The sequence below is a fragment of the Rahnella sp. WP5 genome, from assembly GCF_000745615.1.
In the GTDB taxonomy this organism is placed as follows: Bacteria; Pseudomonadota; Gammaproteobacteria; order Enterobacterales; family Enterobacteriaceae; genus Rahnella; species Rahnella aceris.
Window position 1 is genome coordinate 100300 of record NZ_JQJR01000010.1, and the last position, 18671, is coordinate 118970.

At 51.1% G+C, this 18671-nt stretch carries 24 protein-coding genes; 16 read left to right on the forward strand and 8 right to left on the reverse strand.

Annotation, left to right across the window (positions count from 1 at the left end; all coding sequences use genetic code 11):
• Positions 1 to 44: 44 nt before the first annotated feature.
• Entirely contained in the window at positions 45 to 1325 is a 1281-nt protein-coding gene (locus EX31_RS09455) for a FliC/FljB family flagellin (protein ID WP_013575778.1), read from the reverse strand.
• 375 nt (positions 1326 to 1700) lie between these two features.
• On the opposite strand from EX31_RS09455, the gene fliD reads away from it, so the two are divergent.
• From fliD to EX31_RS25295, 5 genes are all read left to right on the forward strand, one after another.
• On the forward strand, positions 1701 to 3137 hold the full coding sequence (gene fliD / locus EX31_RS09460; protein ID WP_013575779.1) for a flagellar filament capping protein FliD: 1437 nt from the start codon (positions 1701 to 1703) through the stop codon (positions 3135 to 3137).
• Positions 3138 to 3151: 14 nt separating this feature from the next.
• Positions 3152 to 3589, forward strand: coding sequence for a flagellar export chaperone FliS (gene fliS / locus EX31_RS09465; protein ID WP_013575780.1), 438 nt, complete (start codon positions 3152 to 3154; stop codon positions 3587 to 3589).
• Positions 3564 to 3926 (forward strand): flagella biosynthesis regulatory protein FliT, encoded by a 363-nt coding sequence (fliT, locus tag EX31_RS09470; RefSeq protein WP_013575781.1) that lies wholly within the window; start codon positions 3564 to 3566, stop codon positions 3924 to 3926. The genes fliS and fliT overlap by 26 nt, the downstream gene beginning before the upstream one ends.
• A gap of 386 nt (positions 3927 to 4312) precedes the next feature.
• A complete protein-coding gene (locus EX31_RS09475; protein WP_231576043.1) occupies positions 4313 to 4993 on the forward strand; it encodes a helix-turn-helix transcriptional regulator in 681 nt (226 codons plus the stop codon).
• Between the two features lie 118 nt (positions 4994 to 5111).
• Positions 5112 to 5288 carry a GhoT/OrtT family toxin gene (locus EX31_RS25295; protein ID WP_013575783.1) on the forward strand — a complete coding sequence of 59 codons (177 nt, stop codon included), beginning with the start codon at positions 5112 to 5114 and terminating at the stop codon, positions 5286 to 5288.
• Positions 5289 to 5421: 133 nt separating this feature from the next.
• On the opposite strand, the gene EX31_RS25300 is transcribed toward EX31_RS25295, so the two are convergent.
• Positions 5422 to 5580, reverse strand: a complete 159-nt coding sequence (locus tag EX31_RS25300) for a YqaE/Pmp3 family membrane protein (protein WP_015690040.1) — start codon at positions 5578 to 5580, stop codon at positions 5422 to 5424.
• A gap of 70 nt (positions 5581 to 5650) precedes the next feature.
• Entirely contained in the window at positions 5651 to 5905 is a 255-nt protein-coding gene (locus EX31_RS09490; RefSeq protein WP_037034427.1) for a hypothetical protein, read from the reverse strand.
• 41 nt (positions 5906 to 5946) lie between these two features.
• On the opposite strand from EX31_RS09490, the gene EX31_RS09495 reads away from it, so the two are divergent.
• Both EX31_RS09495 and EX31_RS09500 read left to right on the forward strand, forming a co-directional pair.
• Positions 5947 to 6468 carry a DUF4186 domain-containing protein gene (locus EX31_RS09495; protein WP_013575786.1) on the forward strand — a complete coding sequence of 174 codons (522 nt, stop codon included), beginning with the start codon at positions 5947 to 5949 and terminating at the stop codon, positions 6466 to 6468.
• 233 nt (positions 6469 to 6701) lie between these two features.
• Entirely contained in the window at positions 6702 to 6977 is a 276-nt protein-coding gene (locus EX31_RS09500; protein ID WP_013575787.1) for a hypothetical protein, read from the forward strand.
• A 69-nt stretch (positions 6978 to 7046) separates the two neighbouring features.
• Here the strand turns inward: EX31_RS09500 and EX31_RS09505 are convergent, their stop codons facing one another.
• Positions 7047 to 7316, reverse strand: coding sequence for a hypothetical protein (locus EX31_RS09505; RefSeq protein ID WP_013575788.1), 270 nt, complete (start codon positions 7314 to 7316; stop codon positions 7047 to 7049).
• Between the two features lie 159 nt (positions 7317 to 7475).
• Between EX31_RS09505 and EX31_RS09510 the strand changes: the two genes are divergently transcribed.
• Positions 7476 to 7676 (forward strand): DUF7736 domain-containing protein, encoded by a 201-nt coding sequence (locus tag EX31_RS09510; RefSeq protein ID WP_013575789.1) that lies wholly within the window; start codon positions 7476 to 7478, stop codon positions 7674 to 7676.
• A gap of 65 nt (positions 7677 to 7741) precedes the next feature.
• On the opposite strand, the gene EX31_RS26160 is transcribed toward EX31_RS09510, so the two are convergent.
• Positions 7742 to 7915, reverse strand: coding sequence for a hypothetical protein (locus tag EX31_RS26160; RefSeq protein WP_013575790.1), 174 nt, complete (start codon positions 7913 to 7915; stop codon positions 7742 to 7744).
• Positions 7916 to 8245: 330 nt separating this feature from the next.
• Between EX31_RS26160 and EX31_RS09515 the strand changes: the two genes are divergently transcribed.
• Complete coding sequence (locus EX31_RS09515; protein WP_037034428.1) at positions 8246 to 8710, forward strand: GNAT family N-acetyltransferase; 465 nt, start codon at positions 8246 to 8248, stop codon at positions 8708 to 8710.
• Between the two features lie 80 nt (positions 8711 to 8790).
• On the opposite strand, the gene EX31_RS09520 is transcribed toward EX31_RS09515, so the two are convergent.
• The gene (locus tag EX31_RS09520; RefSeq protein WP_013575792.1) at positions 8791 to 9030 is read right to left on the reverse strand and encodes a hypothetical protein; all 240 of its coding nucleotides are present in this window, start codon (positions 9028 to 9030) and stop codon (positions 8791 to 8793) included.
• 144 nt (positions 9031 to 9174) lie between these two features.
• Positions 9175 to 10080 carry a bestrophin family protein gene (locus tag EX31_RS09525; RefSeq protein WP_037034430.1) on the reverse strand — a complete coding sequence of 302 codons (906 nt, stop codon included), beginning with the start codon at positions 10078 to 10080 and terminating at the stop codon, positions 9175 to 9177.
• Between EX31_RS09525 and EX31_RS09530 the strand changes: the two genes are divergently transcribed.
• Complete coding sequence (locus EX31_RS09530; RefSeq protein WP_231576046.1) at positions 10030 to 10263, forward strand: hypothetical protein; 234 nt, start codon at positions 10030 to 10032, stop codon at positions 10261 to 10263. The two genes, EX31_RS09525 and EX31_RS09530, sit on opposite strands and share 51 nt — an antisense overlap.
• A gap of 921 nt (positions 10264 to 11184) precedes the next feature.
• Here the strand turns inward: EX31_RS09530 and fliE are convergent.
• Positions 11185 to 11499: a flagellar hook-basal body complex protein FliE gene (gene fliE, locus EX31_RS09535; RefSeq protein ID WP_013575795.1), complete on the reverse strand. Its 315-nt coding sequence runs from the start codon at positions 11497 to 11499 to the stop codon at positions 11185 to 11187.
• Between the two features lie 282 nt (positions 11500 to 11781).
• On the opposite strand from fliE, the gene fliF reads away from it, so the two are divergent.
• The 6 genes from fliF to EX31_RS09565 all read left to right on the forward strand — a co-directional run bounded on the left by fliF (position 11782) and on the right by EX31_RS09565 (position 18475).
• Complete coding sequence (fliF, locus tag EX31_RS09540) at positions 11782 to 13491, forward strand: flagellar basal-body MS-ring/collar protein FliF (RefSeq protein WP_015690044.1); 1710 nt, start codon at positions 11782 to 11784, stop codon at positions 13489 to 13491.
• The gene (fliG, locus tag EX31_RS09545) at positions 13488 to 14480 is read left to right on the forward strand and encodes a flagellar motor switch protein FliG (RefSeq protein WP_013575797.1); all 993 of its coding nucleotides are present in this window, start codon (positions 13488 to 13490) and stop codon (positions 14478 to 14480) included. Before fliF ends, fliG begins: the two co-directional genes overlap by 4 nt.
• Before the next feature lie 124 nt (positions 14481 to 14604).
• A complete protein-coding gene (gene fliH / locus EX31_RS09550) occupies positions 14605 to 15258 on the forward strand; it encodes a flagellar assembly protein FliH (protein WP_369794788.1) in 654 nt (217 codons plus the stop codon).
• The gene (gene fliI / locus EX31_RS09555; RefSeq protein ID WP_013575799.1) at positions 15258 to 16622 is read left to right on the forward strand and encodes a flagellar protein export ATPase FliI; all 1365 of its coding nucleotides are present in this window, start codon (positions 15258 to 15260) and stop codon (positions 16620 to 16622) included. The genes fliH and fliI overlap by 1 nt, the downstream gene beginning before the upstream one ends.
• A gap of 21 nt (positions 16623 to 16643) precedes the next feature.
• Positions 16644 to 17090, forward strand: coding sequence for a flagellar export protein FliJ (fliJ, locus tag EX31_RS09560; protein WP_013575800.1), 447 nt, complete (start codon positions 16644 to 16646; stop codon positions 17088 to 17090).
• Positions 17087 to 18475, forward strand: a complete 1389-nt coding sequence (locus tag EX31_RS09565) for a flagellar hook-length control protein FliK (protein WP_037034432.1) — start codon at positions 17087 to 17089, stop codon at positions 18473 to 18475. The genes fliJ and EX31_RS09565 overlap by 4 nt, the downstream gene beginning before the upstream one ends.
• Positions 18476 to 18671: the final 196 nt, after the last annotated feature.

Below are 18671 nucleotides of genomic sequence, written 5' to 3' on the forward strand. Positions count from 1 at the left end.
TGTTCTGTTTGTAACCGAACTGCGTAATTTGTCGACTAAGACAATTATTGCAGCAGGGACAGTACAGACTGAGGAACCTGGTTAGCTTTAGACAATACTGAAGTACCAGCCTGCTGCAGGATCTGTGCTTTAGACATTGCTGAAACTTCTGTTGCGTAGTCAGCATCCTGAATACGGCTCTGTGCAGAAGACAGGTTAGTCGTGGTGTTGTCCAGGTTGGTGATGGCAGAATCGAAACGGTTCTGAACCGCACCCAGTGAAGAACGGAAGGTGTCAACTTTAGCGATAGCAGCGTCGATTGCTTTCAGTGGATCAGAAGTCGCAACGCCAGTGTAAGCGTTGGTGTTAGCAGCACTGGCGATGTCGCCGATGGTGCTTGCAACGTTCGCAGTACCGGTAGCGCCGCCGTCAACGATAGCGCCAGCTGCAGTTTTGTAGTCTTTACCCTGAACGGTAACGTAACCTACTGCTGCGCCAGTGGCGTCTGCGCCAACTTTAACCAGTTTGCCAGTCTGAGTACCTGCAGTAACACCGTTGTCAGTGTCAGTGTAAGAAACGTCAGTGGTGTTCAGTGTTACAGCGCCAGTTGCGTCATCTACAGATGCAGCGTAGTTGCTGGTACCATCAGAAACAACGTAAGTTGCAGTCGCTGCGCCAGCTGCTGTCTGAACGTTTTTCAGAGACAGTTTGCTTGCGTCCAGGCCCAGAGAAGTTGCCGCTGCAGACAGGTCAACGTTTTTCAGGGAGCCGCTTGCGCCAACCTGAGTGATTGCATCGCTGGTTTTCAGTGCGTTGCTTGCTACTGAGAAACCGTTCAGACCCAGAGTGGTAGAGTCGATTTTCTGCAGGTCGATGTCGATAGTCTGACCATCGTTAGCGCCAACCTGGATTTTCATGGTCTGGTTAGAGGCCAGTACGTTCACGCCGTTGAACTGAGTCTGACCAGATACACGGTCGATTTCAGACAGACGGGAAGTGATTTCGTCCTGGATTGAGGTCAGGTCGGAATCGGAGTTGGTGCCGTTAGCAGCCTGAACAGACAGCTCACGAATACGTTGTAAGTTGTTGTTGATTTCGCTCAGTGAACCTTCAGTGGTCTGCGCAACAGAGATACCGTCGTTGGCGTTACGTGAAGCCTGAGTCAGACCGTTGATGTTAGAAGTGAAGCGGTTAGCAATCGCCTGACCAGCAGCATCGTCTTTTGCGCTGTTGATACGCAGACCGGAGGACAGACGCTCGATAGCGGTGCTCAGAGCGGACTGGGATTTGTTCAGGTTGTTCTGAGTCATCAGAGACAGCGTGTTGGTATTGATAACTTGAGCCATGAGTGTATTCCTTCAAATCTGGTTAAGGGTTCGGGCTTATTGCCCACGGCGTTCATCACCGTCCAAACTTGTATCGGCGGTACTGCGGTAACCTTTAGAATTATTTCTCAAAAAATCCGGTTTTCTTACTTTGAGAATTACCCTTCCTTATACCGCCTATTCACGCCATTACTTTTTGTTGTGATCTATTAAACTTTTTCTCCGTCGTGCCGATAGGGCTTAAAGACTCTTTTATACCTAAAGTCATTGGAGTTGCAGTAAGCGGCGAGGGAGTGAACCCGTTACCTGACATCCGTCAGGAAAACCGGTGAACGAACGAAGCGAAGGCGACTGTAAATTCACGTACTCAGGGCAATCAAACTGTAAAGGATAATTATGGCCACTTCAGGCACTATCTCTTCATTAGGTATCGGTTCAGGTTTACAACTTTCAGACCTGCTGGATAACCTGACGACTGCAGAAAAAAAACGTTTAACCCCGATCACTGCGGCACAAACCAGCTATAGCGCCAAACTGACGGCCTATGGCACGCTCCAAAGCGCATTACAAACTTTTTCTGACGCTGCGACCGCATTGTCATCGACCAATACTTACGGGGCGACCACGGCTTCGTCGAGCAACACGTCTGCGTTCAGTGTGACAACCGGCACCGGCGCCGCGGCGGGTAAATATTCCGTTTCCGTGACACAGCTGGCCTCTGCGCAGTCTTTGGTTTCTGCCACGCAGTCGAGCAATAAAACCGCACTGGGCGCCACGACCACTGATAATACCCGTACCCTGACCATCAGCCAGGGCGACGGCAGTAAACCACTGAGCATCAAACTAACCGATGATCAGACTTCACTGACCGGCGTTCGTGATGCGATCAATAAAGCCGGTGGCGGTGTCACGGCCAGTATCGTCAAAGTGGATGACAGCAGCTACAAGCTGGTACTGAGCGCGAACAATACCGGTACCAATTCAGAAATGACCGTCAGCGTCACCGGTGATGACCAGCTGAATAATATTATCGGATATAACTCATCCACCGGCACCGGTGCGATGACCGAAAATGCCACAGCAGGCAATGCCAAGCTGACCTTTAATGGCATCGATCTGGAACGTCAAAGCAACACCATCAGTGATGCGCAGGACGGGATTACGTTAAATCTGACCGGTACCACCACCACTGCTGCAACGCTGACAGTGGCGAAAGATACCTCTACAGCCTCCACCGCTATCCAGACTTTTGTTGATGCGTACAACAAGTTGCAGGATACGTTCTCCAGCCTGACCAAGTTCACAGCCACCGCGACGAACACCGATACGGCTGACAGTACCAACGGTGCATTACTGGGTGACAGCGCACTGCGTACCATCCAGACACGTCTGAAGTCAGCGATCACCGGCGTCTCGGGTTCTGGTTCAGTAAGTTCATTGCAGAGTATCGGTATTACCACTGACCCGGACACCGGTAAGCTGGAAGTTGACAGCACCAAGCTGAGTGCGGCGTTAACCAGTAACCCGAATGCTGTGCAGACCATGATGGTAGGTGACGGCAAAACCACCGGCGTGATGACCAACATCAGCAACCTGAACAGCGGGTTCCTGAACACCAGCACCGGTACGATTGCTAATGCCCAGACAGCCGTGAACACCACGCTGAAAAGCCTCACCGAGCAGTACAACAAGGTGAACACCAGCATTAACGACACCATCGCCCGTTATAAAACGCAATTCACGGCACTTGATGTCTCGATCCAGAAGCTCAACAGCACAGCGGATTATCTGACGCAGCAGTTCGAAGCTATGTCCTCATCAAGTTCAAGCTAGTAAGGAAACTGAATATGTATAATGCAAAAGGAACTCAGGCCTACGCACAGGTAGGCCTTGAAAGTGGCGTCATGAGCGCCACTCCGTATCAGCTGGTGACGATGTTATTCGACGGGGCGCGCAGCGCCCTGATCCGTGCTCGTATTTTTATCCAGCAGGGCAGCATTGCCGAAAAAGGCAAATCACTGTCTATGGCAATTAACATTATCGACAGCGGACTGAAAGCCGGATTAAGTCGTGAAAAAGGCGATCCTGAATTAGTGGATAACCTCGAAGCGCTTTATTCCTATATGGTCCGTCGTTTATTGCATGCAAATTTACACAACGATCAAGAGGCCATCGCTGAGGTGCTGACCTTGCTTGAAAATATCGCCGATGCCTGGCGGCAAATCGGCCCAAACTACCACCCGTCGCAGGACCAATATAATGGATCAACATCAGTATCTGGTTAATGAATATCAACTGATCCTGTCTTTAAGCGAGCAGATGTTGCGGCTGGCGAGAGAAGAGAAATGGGATGAGCTGGTTGAGCTCGAAGTCAGTTACGTCAAAGCAGTCGAAGCCACGACCCGGTTACCGATGTCTGAACAGACATCGGTAATGATTCAGAATGATGTCCGCCGCTATTTGCGCATTATTCTTGATAACGAAAATACGATTAAAACATTGTTACAAGCCCGGATGAATAAACTCACCGAGCTGATTGGTCAGTCGTCCCGACAACAACAAGTGAATACGACTTACGGAAAAATTGACCTCCGTTCGATTGCCTTCGGCGATCGCCAATAATTATTAAATATTTGTTTGTTTTCTTTCCAATATTTCTTGTGCAAAAATAAGGTTTCAGAGGCAGAGAGCGCCTGGCTGCCAGGGCTAGTTCTCTCTGTCTGCTCCCATAACTTACACATATTAACCGGCAGCCTGTTTGTATTAGCAAAGCGGGAATTATTTATCAGGCAGCACACTACAGGTTGCCGTCGTCATTTTCGGGCATCATCATCATGGTTCGTAAAATAAAAGTGACTCCAGGGATAGGAACCATTTCTCTGCTTATTCAGCATAGTGAACTTTTTATTCATGATGTTTATATTGATAAGCCACAATTGGTTCTCATTCAGAACGGAAGCCTCTCAATTACGGATCAGGCACAGCAAGTCACACTGCAGGCAGGCGAAATGCTGGTGCTTAACAGTGGACAAACGTTGAGCATGACTCACCATTTATCCGGAAATGGCCCTTTCAGCTGCGCCATCATGGCATGGGATCATCAGTTACTCAGTGATGCAGGCCTGCACGCAACCGGCTTCAGCCCGCCACTTCTTGCTGTTAATACCCTGCAAGTCATTCCGCACATCCCCGGTGCGTTCAAACAAAGTTTTACCGACACTCATTCAGCCATTCTCTGGCATCATGGTCTGCCCGCACCGATAACCCGCCACCGCATGCTCGAACAGTTACTCTGGCTGTCGCAACTGGGTGTGCGGTATTCCGTACAGCACAGTGAAAGCGTGACAGATAACGTACGTGAATTATTAGTCAATAATCTGCATAAATCATTTACCGCCGCCGAAGTGGCAGAAAAGCTGATGATGAATGAAGTGATGTTGCGCAGACGTCTTGCGGGCGAAAATTGTGTGCTGCGAAATCTGATGATCGATGTACGCATGACCCACGCGCTGCGGTTGTTGCAATGCACCGATCTGGCCATTTCACATATTGCACATCAGGTAGGTTATGAAAGCGGCTCGCGTTTTGCCGAGCGTTTCCGGAAACGTTTTGGATTCGCCCCTACCGCCATCCGTGGTCATTTACGCCCCCTTTCTACCCCTGCGCTGCTCACAATCGACAACATATAACAACTCGCGCCAAACAGACACAATACAAAACCTTGAGTAACATCACACAATATTTGATTACCAGATGTTAACGGAATATCATACACGCCGTTATTTTATTCATGGTCAGGAGTGAGTTGTGCACGTTTGGTGGGAAGTGATTAAAACAATTTACTGGGGCGGATTGGGCATTGCGGTGCTGTTCACTTTGCTGGTGAGCCGCGATACGATAAAAATAAGACTGTTAACTTCCGGCATTATCGGATTTACCTGGCCGATGAGTCTGCCGGTCGTCCTTCTCTTCTCCCTGTTCTGAGTTTGCCTGCACTGAATGTCCTCTTAATATCCTGAACCCGGCCTGCTGACCGGGTTCAGATAACGGCAAGACAGTGTTATTGCGAGACAATGCGTTATTGCAAGACAATGTGGTGTTATTGCAAGACAATGTGTTATTTGCGAGTCTGCACCCAAAATCCGTGGATTAAACCCGGCAGGTAACCGCAAAGTGTCAGGATAATGTTCAGCAGAAACGCACCGCCGAAACCGTTGCCAATCAATACGCCCAATGGCGGCACAAGAATTGTGATCAATACTCTCCAGAATCCCATCTTACTCTCCCTTTGGTTATCATTGTGTTAACGATAGCGCATGAGAAATGAAACGGGCATCAGATGAAACCTAATTGATCAGCTCCAGCATAATTTCAACATCCCGCCGTGTTTTTTCCAGCATGTCGGTATCGCCGTTGCGGTGTTCAGCATCCGACACCTGGTGGATCTGGCGCATCTGCCATCTCACCTGATTCTTTTGTTCGTCGGTCATACTGCGACACATCACAATGATAAAGTTTCGCAGCATCATCTGTTGCATGGCAGTTTCTTCAGCTTGCTTGTTGACCGACATGACCAAATCTATAACATGTTTTTCTGCCATTGCAGGTTCCTGCGGGAGTGGAATAGTCAGGCCAGACTAACATGGTCTGGCAGCCGCTGATGGCGACTGATGATGTGATTAACGCCGCTATTTCTGCGCCTAGAATTGACCCGGACATCCAGATTATGTTTTCCATCGATCATGTTTTTAAGCGCCTGGCCGCTTCACCTTTCCGTCAGCGTTTCCATCTCGGTGCCAAAGAGTACCGGTATTGCCAGGATAAAGGGCCGGAGACGGTCAGCCAGCACGCGGCGGATTTCATTGCTAAGCGCCTTGCCCCGGCAGAGCCAGAACAGGATGGAAAACAGACGCCGATGCGCGGTCACCCGGTATTCATTGCCCAGCACGCAACGGCCACCTGCTGTCGCGGCTGTCTGGAAAAGTGGCATCACATCCCCGCACATACGGCTATGACACCCGCACAGCAGCACTATGCCGTGACGGTGATTTTGCACTGGCTTCATCAGGAAATGCAGCGCCCTGCTCCGGTCGCTAAAGAACGAAAATCTAACAAAAAAATCTCAGACACACCGGACAACGCACAACAGATGAATTTGTTGTAAGAGGCGCATCACACTCGTTAAAAAATAAAAAGTGATAATGGTCACATTTTTCCCGCTTTTCCATACCCAAGTAAGATCGTGCTCTATAATTTTAGAGGAATAAGAATTGTGCGACGGGTTGTCTTCAGCACGCCCTTTGAAGTTTTTGCAGTCTTTCGGATGAGCTTTTCCAGGTGAAACGAGTTTTACACTTGTTGTCAGGATAATTGCCCGTATTGGGAAAAGGAGGATGCATGTCTGAATATCATTATTTACTGGTTGGCGGAAGCCGCAACGGACAACGGCATGTTGATAAACAACATCAGTTTTCGTTGTGCTTTTGGGAAGACGCAGCACAGAACGCGGAACGCGAGTTTTACGGTAAACGTAACGAACGCTACAAAGTTAATCCGGAAAAAGGCGCAGACGGGAACTGGTATCTTGTGGGCTATTGTGGAAATTGTTCGAAAATTAAAGCCGACGAATTAACCACCCAGGCGCTCACCAAGCACGTGAAACCCCTGATGTAAAAATTGTTTTTTGAAAGCCATAAACCCCGCCATTAACGCGGGGTTTTGTTTTCAGGAGCCACCTGACTTTCAGGCCGCCATCCCCTGAATGTTGCGGGCGAAAAATTCAACATGCCCGCCCACCGTAAAATGCGCCTCGTGATGCCCCAGACGGCCAAGTGGCGCAATGCGCACAATTTCACCTTCAAATTCACCATCATGAATTCTGGTGATCGCCACATCAAGCTGATAGCTGGCCGGATGCACGCCTACCGGAAACGTCAGCAACTTGACCCTGTCACCAATCTCAAACCGGGTAAGCAGCGGCAGCGGCGCCTGTTCAAACAGATCCTGATCCATATGTGACTCCTTGTTTTCCAGTGGAATTAATTAGAGGATAGAATATATTGCCGCGTCCTGCCGGATACCGGCGTGAAGCACTTCTCTCTTTCAACATTTATATTGCGCAAGAGCTGGCGTAACCGTCTTTTGCCCCCCCGAAAATCATGAGGAACCCCTGTGAAAAAACTGACGCCACAGCAATGCATCATACTGACCGGATTTACCGGCATCCTGCATGGCGAATTTGAGTGGTTTCACGAAGATTTGGAAAAGCGACTTGGCCGTGAAGTTCAGACCTCAGAACTGGGATACCCGGAGTTTATGGAAGAATGCCGCAGCCTGTATGAAGAGGATTTTAACAACCTGATGCCGGACTAAAAACGAAAGGCCGGGCAAACAGTATTGCCCGGCCTCCTGAGTTCATCGTCATTTAATACAAATCACTAAGGCTTCACGATGCCGCGGATAAAGTGTTCATTCACCCTGATCACATTGCCCGTTTCAACGTTAATGACCTGATATTGCACTGGTTTAACCTCATCAAGAACAGCGACAATTTCAAATAAACCTGGTGTAAAAGTAAGCGTGACAAAAACGCCAACAGGATAGACAGCCATAATTTTATCCTTTCAATCAACCTCTTATAATATACTTCCTTTCCCCCAGCGCGATAACACGCAAATCATTAATCACTCCAGGTTATTTCATCGCATACATTAATCACTCGGGATGAATGTTACATAAAAGAAATAAAGAACATGTATAAAATGAAGCGGAGGCACTTAAAATCGGATAACTCTGACAGACGTATCAGGAACATAATTAAATTTTACACTCTTCTTACGCAAAGGCGGTTTTCCGCCACACTTCTGCCTGCCAGTCCCTTGTTTTCGGGGTGATTTAAGTTAAAAATATAAATCCACTTTGTTACATTGAGAGCCTGCGCTGTGAGTGCCCAGATTTTTGAAACCGATGCGACTCATCCGCATCTGACACGACTGATTGCTGAGCTGGATGCCTATCAATATCCGCTCTACCCGCCGGAATCGTTTCAGGGAATTAACATCACTGAGCTTGATGAAGGCGAGATCACGTGTTTTATGGCGAGGGTTGATGATGACTGGGCCGGTTGCGCCTGTCTGTTTATCACAAAACACGGCCTCGCGGAAATGAAACGTGTTTACGTGAGTCCGCTGTATCGCGGTCAGGGCATTGCCTCATTACTGATTGCCGCAATGGAAAAGAAACTGAAAGCGTTGGGGTACAAAGACCTGTTTCTGGAAACGGGTGTGTTTCAGGAAAAAGCCATCACGCTGTATGAAAAACTGGGTTATTGCCGGACAGAAGCGTTTGGCGACTATGCGTTGTCCCCGGATCCGCTGAGTGTTTATATGGTGAAAGCGATGAGGTAATGCACGGGAAACGGCAGAAGCGGCAATAAATACCTCCATAACGCTGTCTTATGACAGGGTTATGGAGATGCAAAAAGCAATTACATCAGAACGTTGCTTTTTGTTGCAGTCTGGTCATTCGACGGGATAACCCATTTTTTAAGTGTGATGATAAAGAAATTTTTACCCTTGGTAATTTTCGCACCACGGTCACCACATTCCAGCGCAAGTTTGAAAAACTCATCACTGTTAATATTAAAAGCCAGCTCGACTTTTTTCACCATACCGGAATTAAGCAGATCTTCAGCTTCGTGCAATGATTTGGCCTGAATAACTGACATAACGACCTCGTGATATCGGAAGGGATTGTTTTAGCTCCTACATCCTATTTCACTTTTGTTTCTAAATTATGACAGCTTCATGAACATTAAGAATTTTGCCATTGCACTGATTAATAATTAGCCAATTCGTGCGCACGATCACATCTACGTCAGACGGAAGCGCGGATCCGGCATCGGGGTATCCGGCAGTTGTGTCTGGTTGTTCATCTCACGCAGGTTAATCTCTACGTTGGTGCACATAGCATCCAGCGGCAGATGGTTATTGGCCAGACCAAAAGGCATTTCCAGCTCTTCCGCCAGCGTATCAAGCGACAAAAAACTATAAGAAATAAAACCTGACACCAGCAACGTCATGTAGTGCAAATCCACCACCAGTGCAAACGGCAACAAACTACAGAACAGATATACCGTCCTGTGCAGCAACAGACCGTACGCAAACGGAATCGGCATGCTAACGATGCGTTCACACCCACCGACGACTTGTGAAAGCTGTAACAGCGTGGAATCCATATGGGTATAGACAATATCCGACAGTTCACCGCTGCGGCGTCGTTCAGCCAGCCATTGTGACAACCGCAGCTGAACCATATTTGTCGGCGCACGGCGCGACAGAATATCTTCCGCATCGTCACCCAGCAAACGCTGAAGATCCGGACGCGGATCACTGTGACGCAACTGGTGCTTGAGGCTGAAACAGAACGCCAGCAGCAACGCAGTCACGCGCTGCGCCTCTCCCGGACACACAGCCATCACCTGACTTTGTAATGTCCGGCAGGCAATCAGCAAACCACCCCATAATTGCCGCGCCTCAATATAACGTGCGTACGCGACGCTGTTACGAAAGCCGAGGAAGATCGCAATAGAAACACCGAGCAGGCTGAAAGGCGCGAGTGTCAGTTTCACGCCAAGGGTCTCATACCAGGGAAGAGTGAGAATGGCGGCAAGTGACATCAGTAAATTGAGACTCAGACGGAACAGAATACTGGGCAGGACAGAACCATGCCAGGCGAACAAACGCAAGAACCAGTGACGAGGGGGACGGATTATCATTTTGTGCAGGTGCTTTATGCAGGTGAAGCGTTTTTTTTTGCGATTCTGGCAAATAAACCTGCCCATGCAAAGGACAATTTTGTGACACCGGTAACATTTTTTCTGAAACTTACAGTTCTCCGTTACAACTCGCCGGTTATCCCATTCACAACGCTGATTTATTCCCTCTGCAACCTCAAGTAACTGCCCGTTAAGGTCGATAATAGTAACAGGAGGAAAGTAAATAAAGTGGCCAAAATTCCCCCATAACTGACTTCCTGTAACAATTCGATCAGATGCTCCGTAAAGATGCAACTCACCCTACTGACGTGAAGGACTGGAGCCATGAACATAATGTTAAGTATTGCGATGGTCACAGGTATTGCGGCATGGTTCTTTATCAGCTCATCAATAGATGATATCCGAAACGATTATTGAGTGATTCACAACCCCGCCGGGCGGCATCCCGTCCGGTCATTTTCAATCATGAGCGGTGTTAATTTCATTGTCTTTTTCATCTCTTAAATTAAACTTTTTATAACGTAACGTTTTGAAGCAATAATTACGCTTACTTCACGCCGAAATAGATTGTCAGTTTATGTCAATCTGAGAGAGCATGGCGGAAAATTTAAGCATGGTGTACTGATGAAAATTCTTTTTATTGTACTCATCGTTCTGGCGGTCATCGGGTTGTTGATCTGGCTGATACTCCGGTCAGCCGCGAAGGATGCTGATAATGATTATTAATCATTTTCCCCTGCCTGCGCATGAATCTACAGGCTTCATAAGAATTACCGGGCAATAAATATCCGAACACCAAACTTAATACAAATTAAAATCAATGGTGTCAGATTGTAAAAATCCGGGTGAAATAACTCGCATGATGATTAACAAGCTAATTAAAAGCTATGATGCGAATAACAACGGTAAAAATACGCCTTAAGCGTAAAACACGGATGTGTTTCTGATGTTATTTATTAAGTGAAATAGGAAGAAGAAATAATTAGCAGTTATTAATACAAATTAACCAGTTAGCAAATAATATTTTCATTGTGTTAAATGGAGGTGATAACAGGGCAAACTTATTGCTCACCCCTGCACCCGCTTTATCTGCCAGATTCCCCCCTACACCGACATGTTCATCACATCCTGATACGCTGCTACCAGTTTATTTCTTACCTGGACCCCAAGCTGCAATGAAATCGAGGATTTTTGCAGATCGACCATCACGTCGTTCAGACTGACACCGGGAACCCCCATCTCCAGCTTTTCAGATTCCAGTTTTGCGTTGTTCTGGGTCTCGCTGATCTTGCCTAATGCCGCTTTTAATTCGCTGGCAAAACCGGCCTCTGATGCGGTATCGGTCTTTGGTGCGGCACCGGCCTGAATAGCCGTGGCCTGCATCTGCTGTAAAACGCTCTCAATGCCTTGAATTGACATGCTTTCTCCGGTTATCGGGGTGTCGGTGAACAAATGGCTTCTTTCATGGAATGACACCCTATCACATCAGTTTTTTCCTAAACGCGGTAATTGAACCTAAAAACCATGGCTTATCGGGCCATTAACTTTGCGTTAAGCGGCAAATAATGGCTCACCTAGAAAATAGGCCTGCCTGTATGGAGGACTGAAAAATGTCACGCTTCAACGATTGCGCACTTGGGAGTCTGTTTTGTTAAGAGACAACATGAACACCACCATTCAACAGCTAAATAGGGATCTTGTATGAGTTCCGCAATAGCCGGCGCAGAAACCCCTCCAAGCGGTTTTACTGCGTTGCTTAATCGCCTGCGCGCCAACCCAAAAGTTCCTATCGCCATCGCTGCTGCGGCAGCCGTGGCTATTGTTGTTGTCATGATGCTGTGGGCTAAGCAGCCTACTTATAAGGTGCTCTTCAGTAATCTCGGTGACCAGGATGGCGGCGCCATCGTCACTCAGCTGACCCAAATGAACATTCCTTATCAGTTTTCTGATAACGGCGGTGCGTTGCTGATCCCTGCCGACAAAGTGTATGAAACGCGTCTGAAACTGGCGGCTGCCGGTTTACCTAAAGGCGGCGCGGTTGGTTTTGAATTAATGGATCAGGAAAAATTCGGCATCAGCCAGTTTAGCGAGCAGATCAACTATCAGCGTGCGCTGGAAGGTGAACTCTCACGTACCATCGAAACGCTGGGCCCGGTCAGCAGCGCCCGCGTCCATTTAGCCATTCCTAAGCCTTCCTTATTTGTCCGCGAACAAAAAAATCCTTCCGCCTCTGTGACCCTGAATTTACAGCCGGGGCGTGCGCTGGATGATGGCCAGATCAACGCCATCGTTTATATGGTGTCGAGCAGTGTTTCCGGCTTACCGCCTGCGAACGTTACCGTGGTGGATCAGAGCGGTCATCTGCTGACGCAATCTGATAACAACGGGCGTGACCTGAATGCTTCCCAGCTGAAATATGCCAATGAAGTGGAAGGCCGTCTGCAACGTCGTATCGAGTCCATTCTGCAACCGGTGGTCGGCAACGGTAACGTGCATGCGCAAATCACCGCACAGATTGATTACGCCAGCCGTGAACAGACAGATGAAAACTATCAGCCAAATGGTTCAGCCGATAAAGCGGCTGTGCGGTCACGTCAGTTAAGCACCAGCGACCAGATTGGCGCGTCATCGGTCGGCGGCGTGCCGGGTGCACTGAGCAACCAGCCTGCCCCGGCAGCGACGGCACCGGTGACGACCCCGCCAGCGGCAAACAATGCAAATGGCACACAAAATCAGACCGGCAATAATGCGCAAAATGCAGCCACCACCGCGAATGCCAATGTGCCGTCCAACCGTCGTCGTGATGAAACCACCAACTATGAAGTTGACCGCACCATCACACATACCCAGCACAGCGCTGGCGCCGTTCAGCGTCTGTCTGCGGCGGTTGTCGTTAACTACCAGGTCGGACCGGATGGCAAAGCGAAGCCGCTGACTGACGATCAGTTGAAGAAAATTGATGATCTGGTACGCGAAGCGATGGGCTTCTCTCAGGAACGTGGCGATACGCTGAACGTGGTGAATACACCGTTCAACGAAGCGGCTGACGATTCCGGCGAGCTGCCGTTCTGGAAACAACAGGCGTTCTTCGATCAGTTACTCAATGCAGGTCGCTGGTTACTGGTGCTGATTGTGGCCTGGCTGCTGTGGCGCAAGATGGTTCGTCCGATGCTGCGCAAACAGCAGGCAGAGAAAGATGCCGCAGCCGCAGCCGCGCTTGCCGCCACCATGCCACAGCCTGAAGGCAGTAAACCGGTCAAACTCAGCAATGACGAGCTGGAAAAACGTAAACGTTCACAACAGCGTGTCAGTGTTGAAGTTCAGACCCAACGTGTGCAGGAGCTGGCCGATAAAGATCCTCGTATCGTCGCCCTGGTTATCCGCCAATGGATGAGTACCGAACAACCATGACTATGACCGGAACCGAAAAAAGCGCCATTTTGATGATCACGCTGGGTGAAGACCGCGCGGTGGAGGTGTTCAAACACCTCTCCCCTCGCGAAGTGCAGCAAATCAGTGGCGCGATGGCGAATATCCATCAAATTTCTAACAAGCAACTGGCGGAAGTGCTGAACGAGTTCGAGGACGAATCCGAGCAGTACGCCGCACTGAGCGTCAATACCAGCGAATATCTGCGTGCGGTACTGACCAAAGCGCTGGGCGAGGAGCGTGCGTCAAGCCTGCTGGAAGACATTCTGGAATCGCGCGAAACCACCAGCGGCATGGAAACACTGAACTTCATGGAACCGCTGATGGCAGCCGATCTTATCCGCGACGAACATCCGCAGATTATCGCCACCATCCTCGTTCACCTCAAACGTGGTCAGGCTGCCGATATTCTGGCGCTGTTCGACGAGCGTTTGCGCAACGATGTCATGCTGCGTATCGCGACCTTCGGCGGTGTCCAGCCAGCGGCGCTGGCGGAACTGACCGAAGTGCTGAACAACCTGCTCGACGGCCAGAACCTCAAACGTTCGAAGATGGGCGGTGTTCGTACTGCGGCAGAAATTATCAACCTGATGAAAACTCAGCAGGAAGAAGCGGTTATCGAAGCCGTTCGCGGTTACGACGGCGAACTGGCGCAGAAAATTATCGACGAGATGTTCCTGTTCGAAAACCTGGTGGATGTGGACGACCGCAGTATCCAGCGCCTGTTGCAGGAAGTCGAAGGCGAATCGTTACTGGTTGCACTGAAAGGGGCGGAACAGCCATTGCGCGACAAATTCCTGCGCAACATGTCGCAACGTGCAGCAGATATCCTGCGCGACGATCTGGCAAACCGCGGACCGATGCGTATGTCGCTGGTCGAGAACGAACAAAAAGCAATTCTGCAGACGGTTCGCCGCCTGGCAGAGTCCGGCGAAATGATGGTTGGCGGCGGCGAGGATTCTTATGTCTGATGCTCCTAATACTGACTCACCAGAGTCTGACAAACCGGCACCGGAAAAGAAAACGGCGGAAGAACGTCATGCTGAGCGCATCAATGCTTTGCCATGGCAGCGGTGGAGACCGGGCGACCTCAGAATGCCCGTCTTTACCACGCCCGATGAACCTTTGCTGGCCGGCAGCGAGCCAGAGCAAGACGACGGTCTGCCAAAAGTTCAGGTAGACCAGAATGAATTGCTCAATCTTCAGCGTCACGCCGAACAACAGGGTTTCCAGCAGGGTCTCGAAGCCGGACAGAAACAAGGTTACGCCGCCGGTTTCCAGCAAGGTCTGGAAGCCGGGCAGCAGCAGGGTTTGCAGGAAGGTCAGCAACAGCAGGCGGTTCTGACTGAACACTGGCAGCATATGGTTTCTGACTTCCAGCAAACACTGGATGCGCTGGACAGCGTCATTGCTTCCCGTCTGATGCAAATGGCGCTGACTGCCGCCAAACAGATTATTGGTCAGGCGCCGATTTGTGACGGTTCCGCCCTGCTTAATCAGATCCAACAACTTATCCAGCAGGAACCGATGTTCAAGGGCAAACCGCAACTGCGCGTTAACCCGGCAGATTTCGAGCGTGTGGAACTGCAACTGGGAGCCAGCCTGAGCATGAACGGCTGGCGACTGCTGGCCGACAGCCAGATCCACAGCGGCGGCTGTAAAGTCAGTGCTGAAGATGGCGATATGGACGCTTCGCTGGCCACCCGCTGGCATGAACTGTGCCGTCTCGCCGCACCGGGAGATCTCTGATGACCGCCCGACTGAGCCGTTTGCTGAAAACGCTGGATGACGCGGAAAAACGCATGGCGCGCACGCCGTCAGTCCGTCGTTATGGCCGTCTGACGCGGGCAACCGGTCTGGTACTGGAAGCCACCGGTTTGCAGTTACCGCTGGGTGCAACCTGCCTGATTGAGCGCCATGACGGGCCGGTCGTGCAGGAAGTCGAAAGCGAAGTGGTCGGCTTCAACGGTCAGAGCCTGTTCCTGATGCCACTGGAAGAAGTGGAAGGCATTTTGCCGGGCGCGCGGGTGTATGCCCGTATTGCCGCCGACGGCCAGACCGCAGGTAAACAACTGCCGCTCGGTACGCAATTGCTCGGCCGTGTGTTAGATGGCAGCGCCAAGCCACTGGATGGATTACCGCCGCCGGACACCGGCTATCGCGCGGCGCTTATCACGCCGCCGTTTAACCCGCTGCAACGTACCCCGATCACCGATGTGCTGGATGTCGGCGTCCGCGCCATTAACGCCCTGCTGACCGTGGGTCGCGGACAGCGTATGGGGCTTTTCGCCGGTTCAGGTGTCGGGAAATCCGTCCTGCTCGGCATGATGGCGCGCTACACCAAAGCCGACGTGATCGTGGTCGGACTGATTGGTGAACGTGGCCGTGAAGTCAAAGACTTTATTGAGAACATTTTGGGCGACGAAGGTCGTGCCCGTTCTGTGGTTATCGCAGCACCGGCTGACGTCTCTCCTCTTTTACGTATGCAGGGTGCCGCTTACGCCACGCGTATCGCCGAAGACTTCCGCGACCGCGGTCAGCACGTATTGCTGATTATGGATTCCCTGACCCGTTATGCCATGGCGCAGCGTGAAATCGCCCTGGCGATCGGCGAACCACCGGCCACCAAAGGCTACCCACCTTCCGTGTTTGCAAAACTGCCTGCGCTGGTTGAACGCGCGGGTAACGGCATCAGTGGCGGCGGCTCGATTACCGCGTTTTATACCGTACTAACCGAAGGGGATGACCAGCAGGATCCGATTGCTGACTCCGCCCGCGCCATTCTTGACGGCCATGTGGTGCTGTCGCGCCGTCTGGCGGAATCCGGCCATTATCCGGCAATCGATATTGAAGCGTCGATCAGCCGTGCCATGACCTCGCTTATTGACGACGCCCAGTACGGGCGCGTTCGTAATTTCAAACAATTGTTGTCCAGCTACCAGCGCAACCGTGACCTGATCAGCGTCGGTGCATACGCCGCAGGCAGCGATCCGATGCTCGATCGCGCTATCAAGCTGTATCCGCAGATGGAGAACTTCCTGCAACAGGACATCATGGAACGCAGCACATATGAAGACGCCTGTCTGGAACTGAACATGTTGTTCCCGGGCTAAACCAAGATAAGCGAGGCATAAATGGAAAGTTCATCGCCGTTAATCACACTTTGCTCGCTGGCGCAAAAAGCGCTGGATCAGGCGACCAGTCATTTGGGCCAAATCCGACAATCGCAACGTCAGGCTGACGAGCAGCTCACCATGCTGCTCAATTATCAGCGTGAATACCGGGAAAAACTCAATTCCACCATGACCGACGGGATTGCCGCGAATACCTGGCAAAACTACCAACAGTTTATCGGCACACTGGAAGTGGCGATTGAGCAGCACCGCAAACAGCTACAACAATGGGATCAGCGGCTGAATATGGCGGTTAACCAGTGGCAGGACAAGCAGCAACGGCTCAATGCGTACCAGACGTTGCAAACCCGCGCCAGTGAGCAGCAACGTTCTCTGGAAAATAAGATTGATCAAAAGCAGAACGATGAGTTCGCCCAGCGCAGCGCACACAGGAAGAAACAACCATGAATCTGAATATTTTGCCTGCAGCCGTTACCACGGCGAAGACCACCGCGAGCGCGGCGACCGGCAGTGCCTCTGTTAGTACGTCACCGGCAACGGACGTCAGTGCGATCACCGAGCCGGGCGCTACCAGCCCGGCGGATTTCGCCAGCCAGCTTGAAGCCCAGCTCGGCGAAAAAGTGGATCCGAAAATCACCAGTACGTTAGCCAAACTCGGCCAGCAAATCTCTGCCAAAGGGGTGGTCGTCGATAAAACAACCCTGACGCAGGCAGTGACTTCTGGTGAAGAAGACGGCAGCCTGATGCTGGATGAAAGTGATCTGAGCAAAATGATCGCCGCGATTCAGATATTGCCGACCGGCAATCTGAAAGGCACGGGCTCCGTCCCGGTCAAAGATGCCGCCCTGAGCGATAAAGATAAAGACAGCACTGACGCCGGTGCTGACCTTTCTGTTCAGTCATTGCTCGCGCAACTTGCGGCGCAGCAGCAACCGGCTCAGCAGATTCAAACCGCTACCACCGTCGCCACGCAAACCGTCAGCAGCGAGCCCACCACAACCGATAAGCAGAGTTCACTGCTCGCCGGTCTGACCGCCTCTTCCTTACTGACGGCTGATGGCAAAACCGCCGCAGTAACGGACACCGATCCGAAAGCAGCGGCAGCCGCCTCAGGCAATACCGCGTCGGGCTCCGCACAACATGCCGCCAGCAGTAAAGCGGCCACCAGTAACACACCTGATTTTAGCAGCGCGCTGGCGTCAATGAGCGCAGCAGCCGGCAATGCCGCGGCTCTGCAGCAAAATGACAGCCGCGCTGCCGATAACGGCACGCAGGCACTGAATCAGCTCAACACCGCCGCCGTTGCTGTCTCTTCCGCGCCGGTTTCCAGCACGCCAACCATGACCAGCGCCGTGACCGCGCCAACAACGCCGCTGCTTAATGCACAGCTCGGTACACCGGAATGGCAGCAACAGCTGGGTCAGCAGGTGATGATGTTCAACCGTCAGGGGCAACAGACCGCGGAACTTCGTCTGCATCCGGCTGATCTGGGTTCTATCCAGATCAGCATGAAGATTGAAAACAATCAGGCACAGCTCCACTTTGTGTCCGGTCACAGCGGCGTGCGCTCGGCAATTGAAGCCGCCATGCCGGAGCTTAAAACCGCGCTGGCAGACAACGGCATCAGCCTGGGTCAGAGCAGCGTCGGCAGTGACAGTTCGCAGTGGCAGCAAGCCCAGCAGCAAAGTCAGTCCGGTTCGCAGCAAGGTAATGCCGCCAGTTGGGCGGCGTTCAGCTCCGGCAGCACTACCTCTGCCAGCGATGCCTTGCCGGTTCCGGCCTCCCTCGCATCACGGGTCAGCGGCAACAACAGCGTGGACATTTTTGCGTAGGAGTTTGCGTAAAAGTTCGCAGAATTGTTTCAGATAATTGCTGACGGTCAGTTCGTCCTTAATTCAAACGGCAGAGCTGACCTTATTTACCCCGCCTATTCTGACTATTGAACAACGGGATAAGCGGGATAATCGTTTTCAGAATTGACTCAGCAGTGTGGTGCTTCTCGCGCCAGACGGCTCATACTTACAGGAA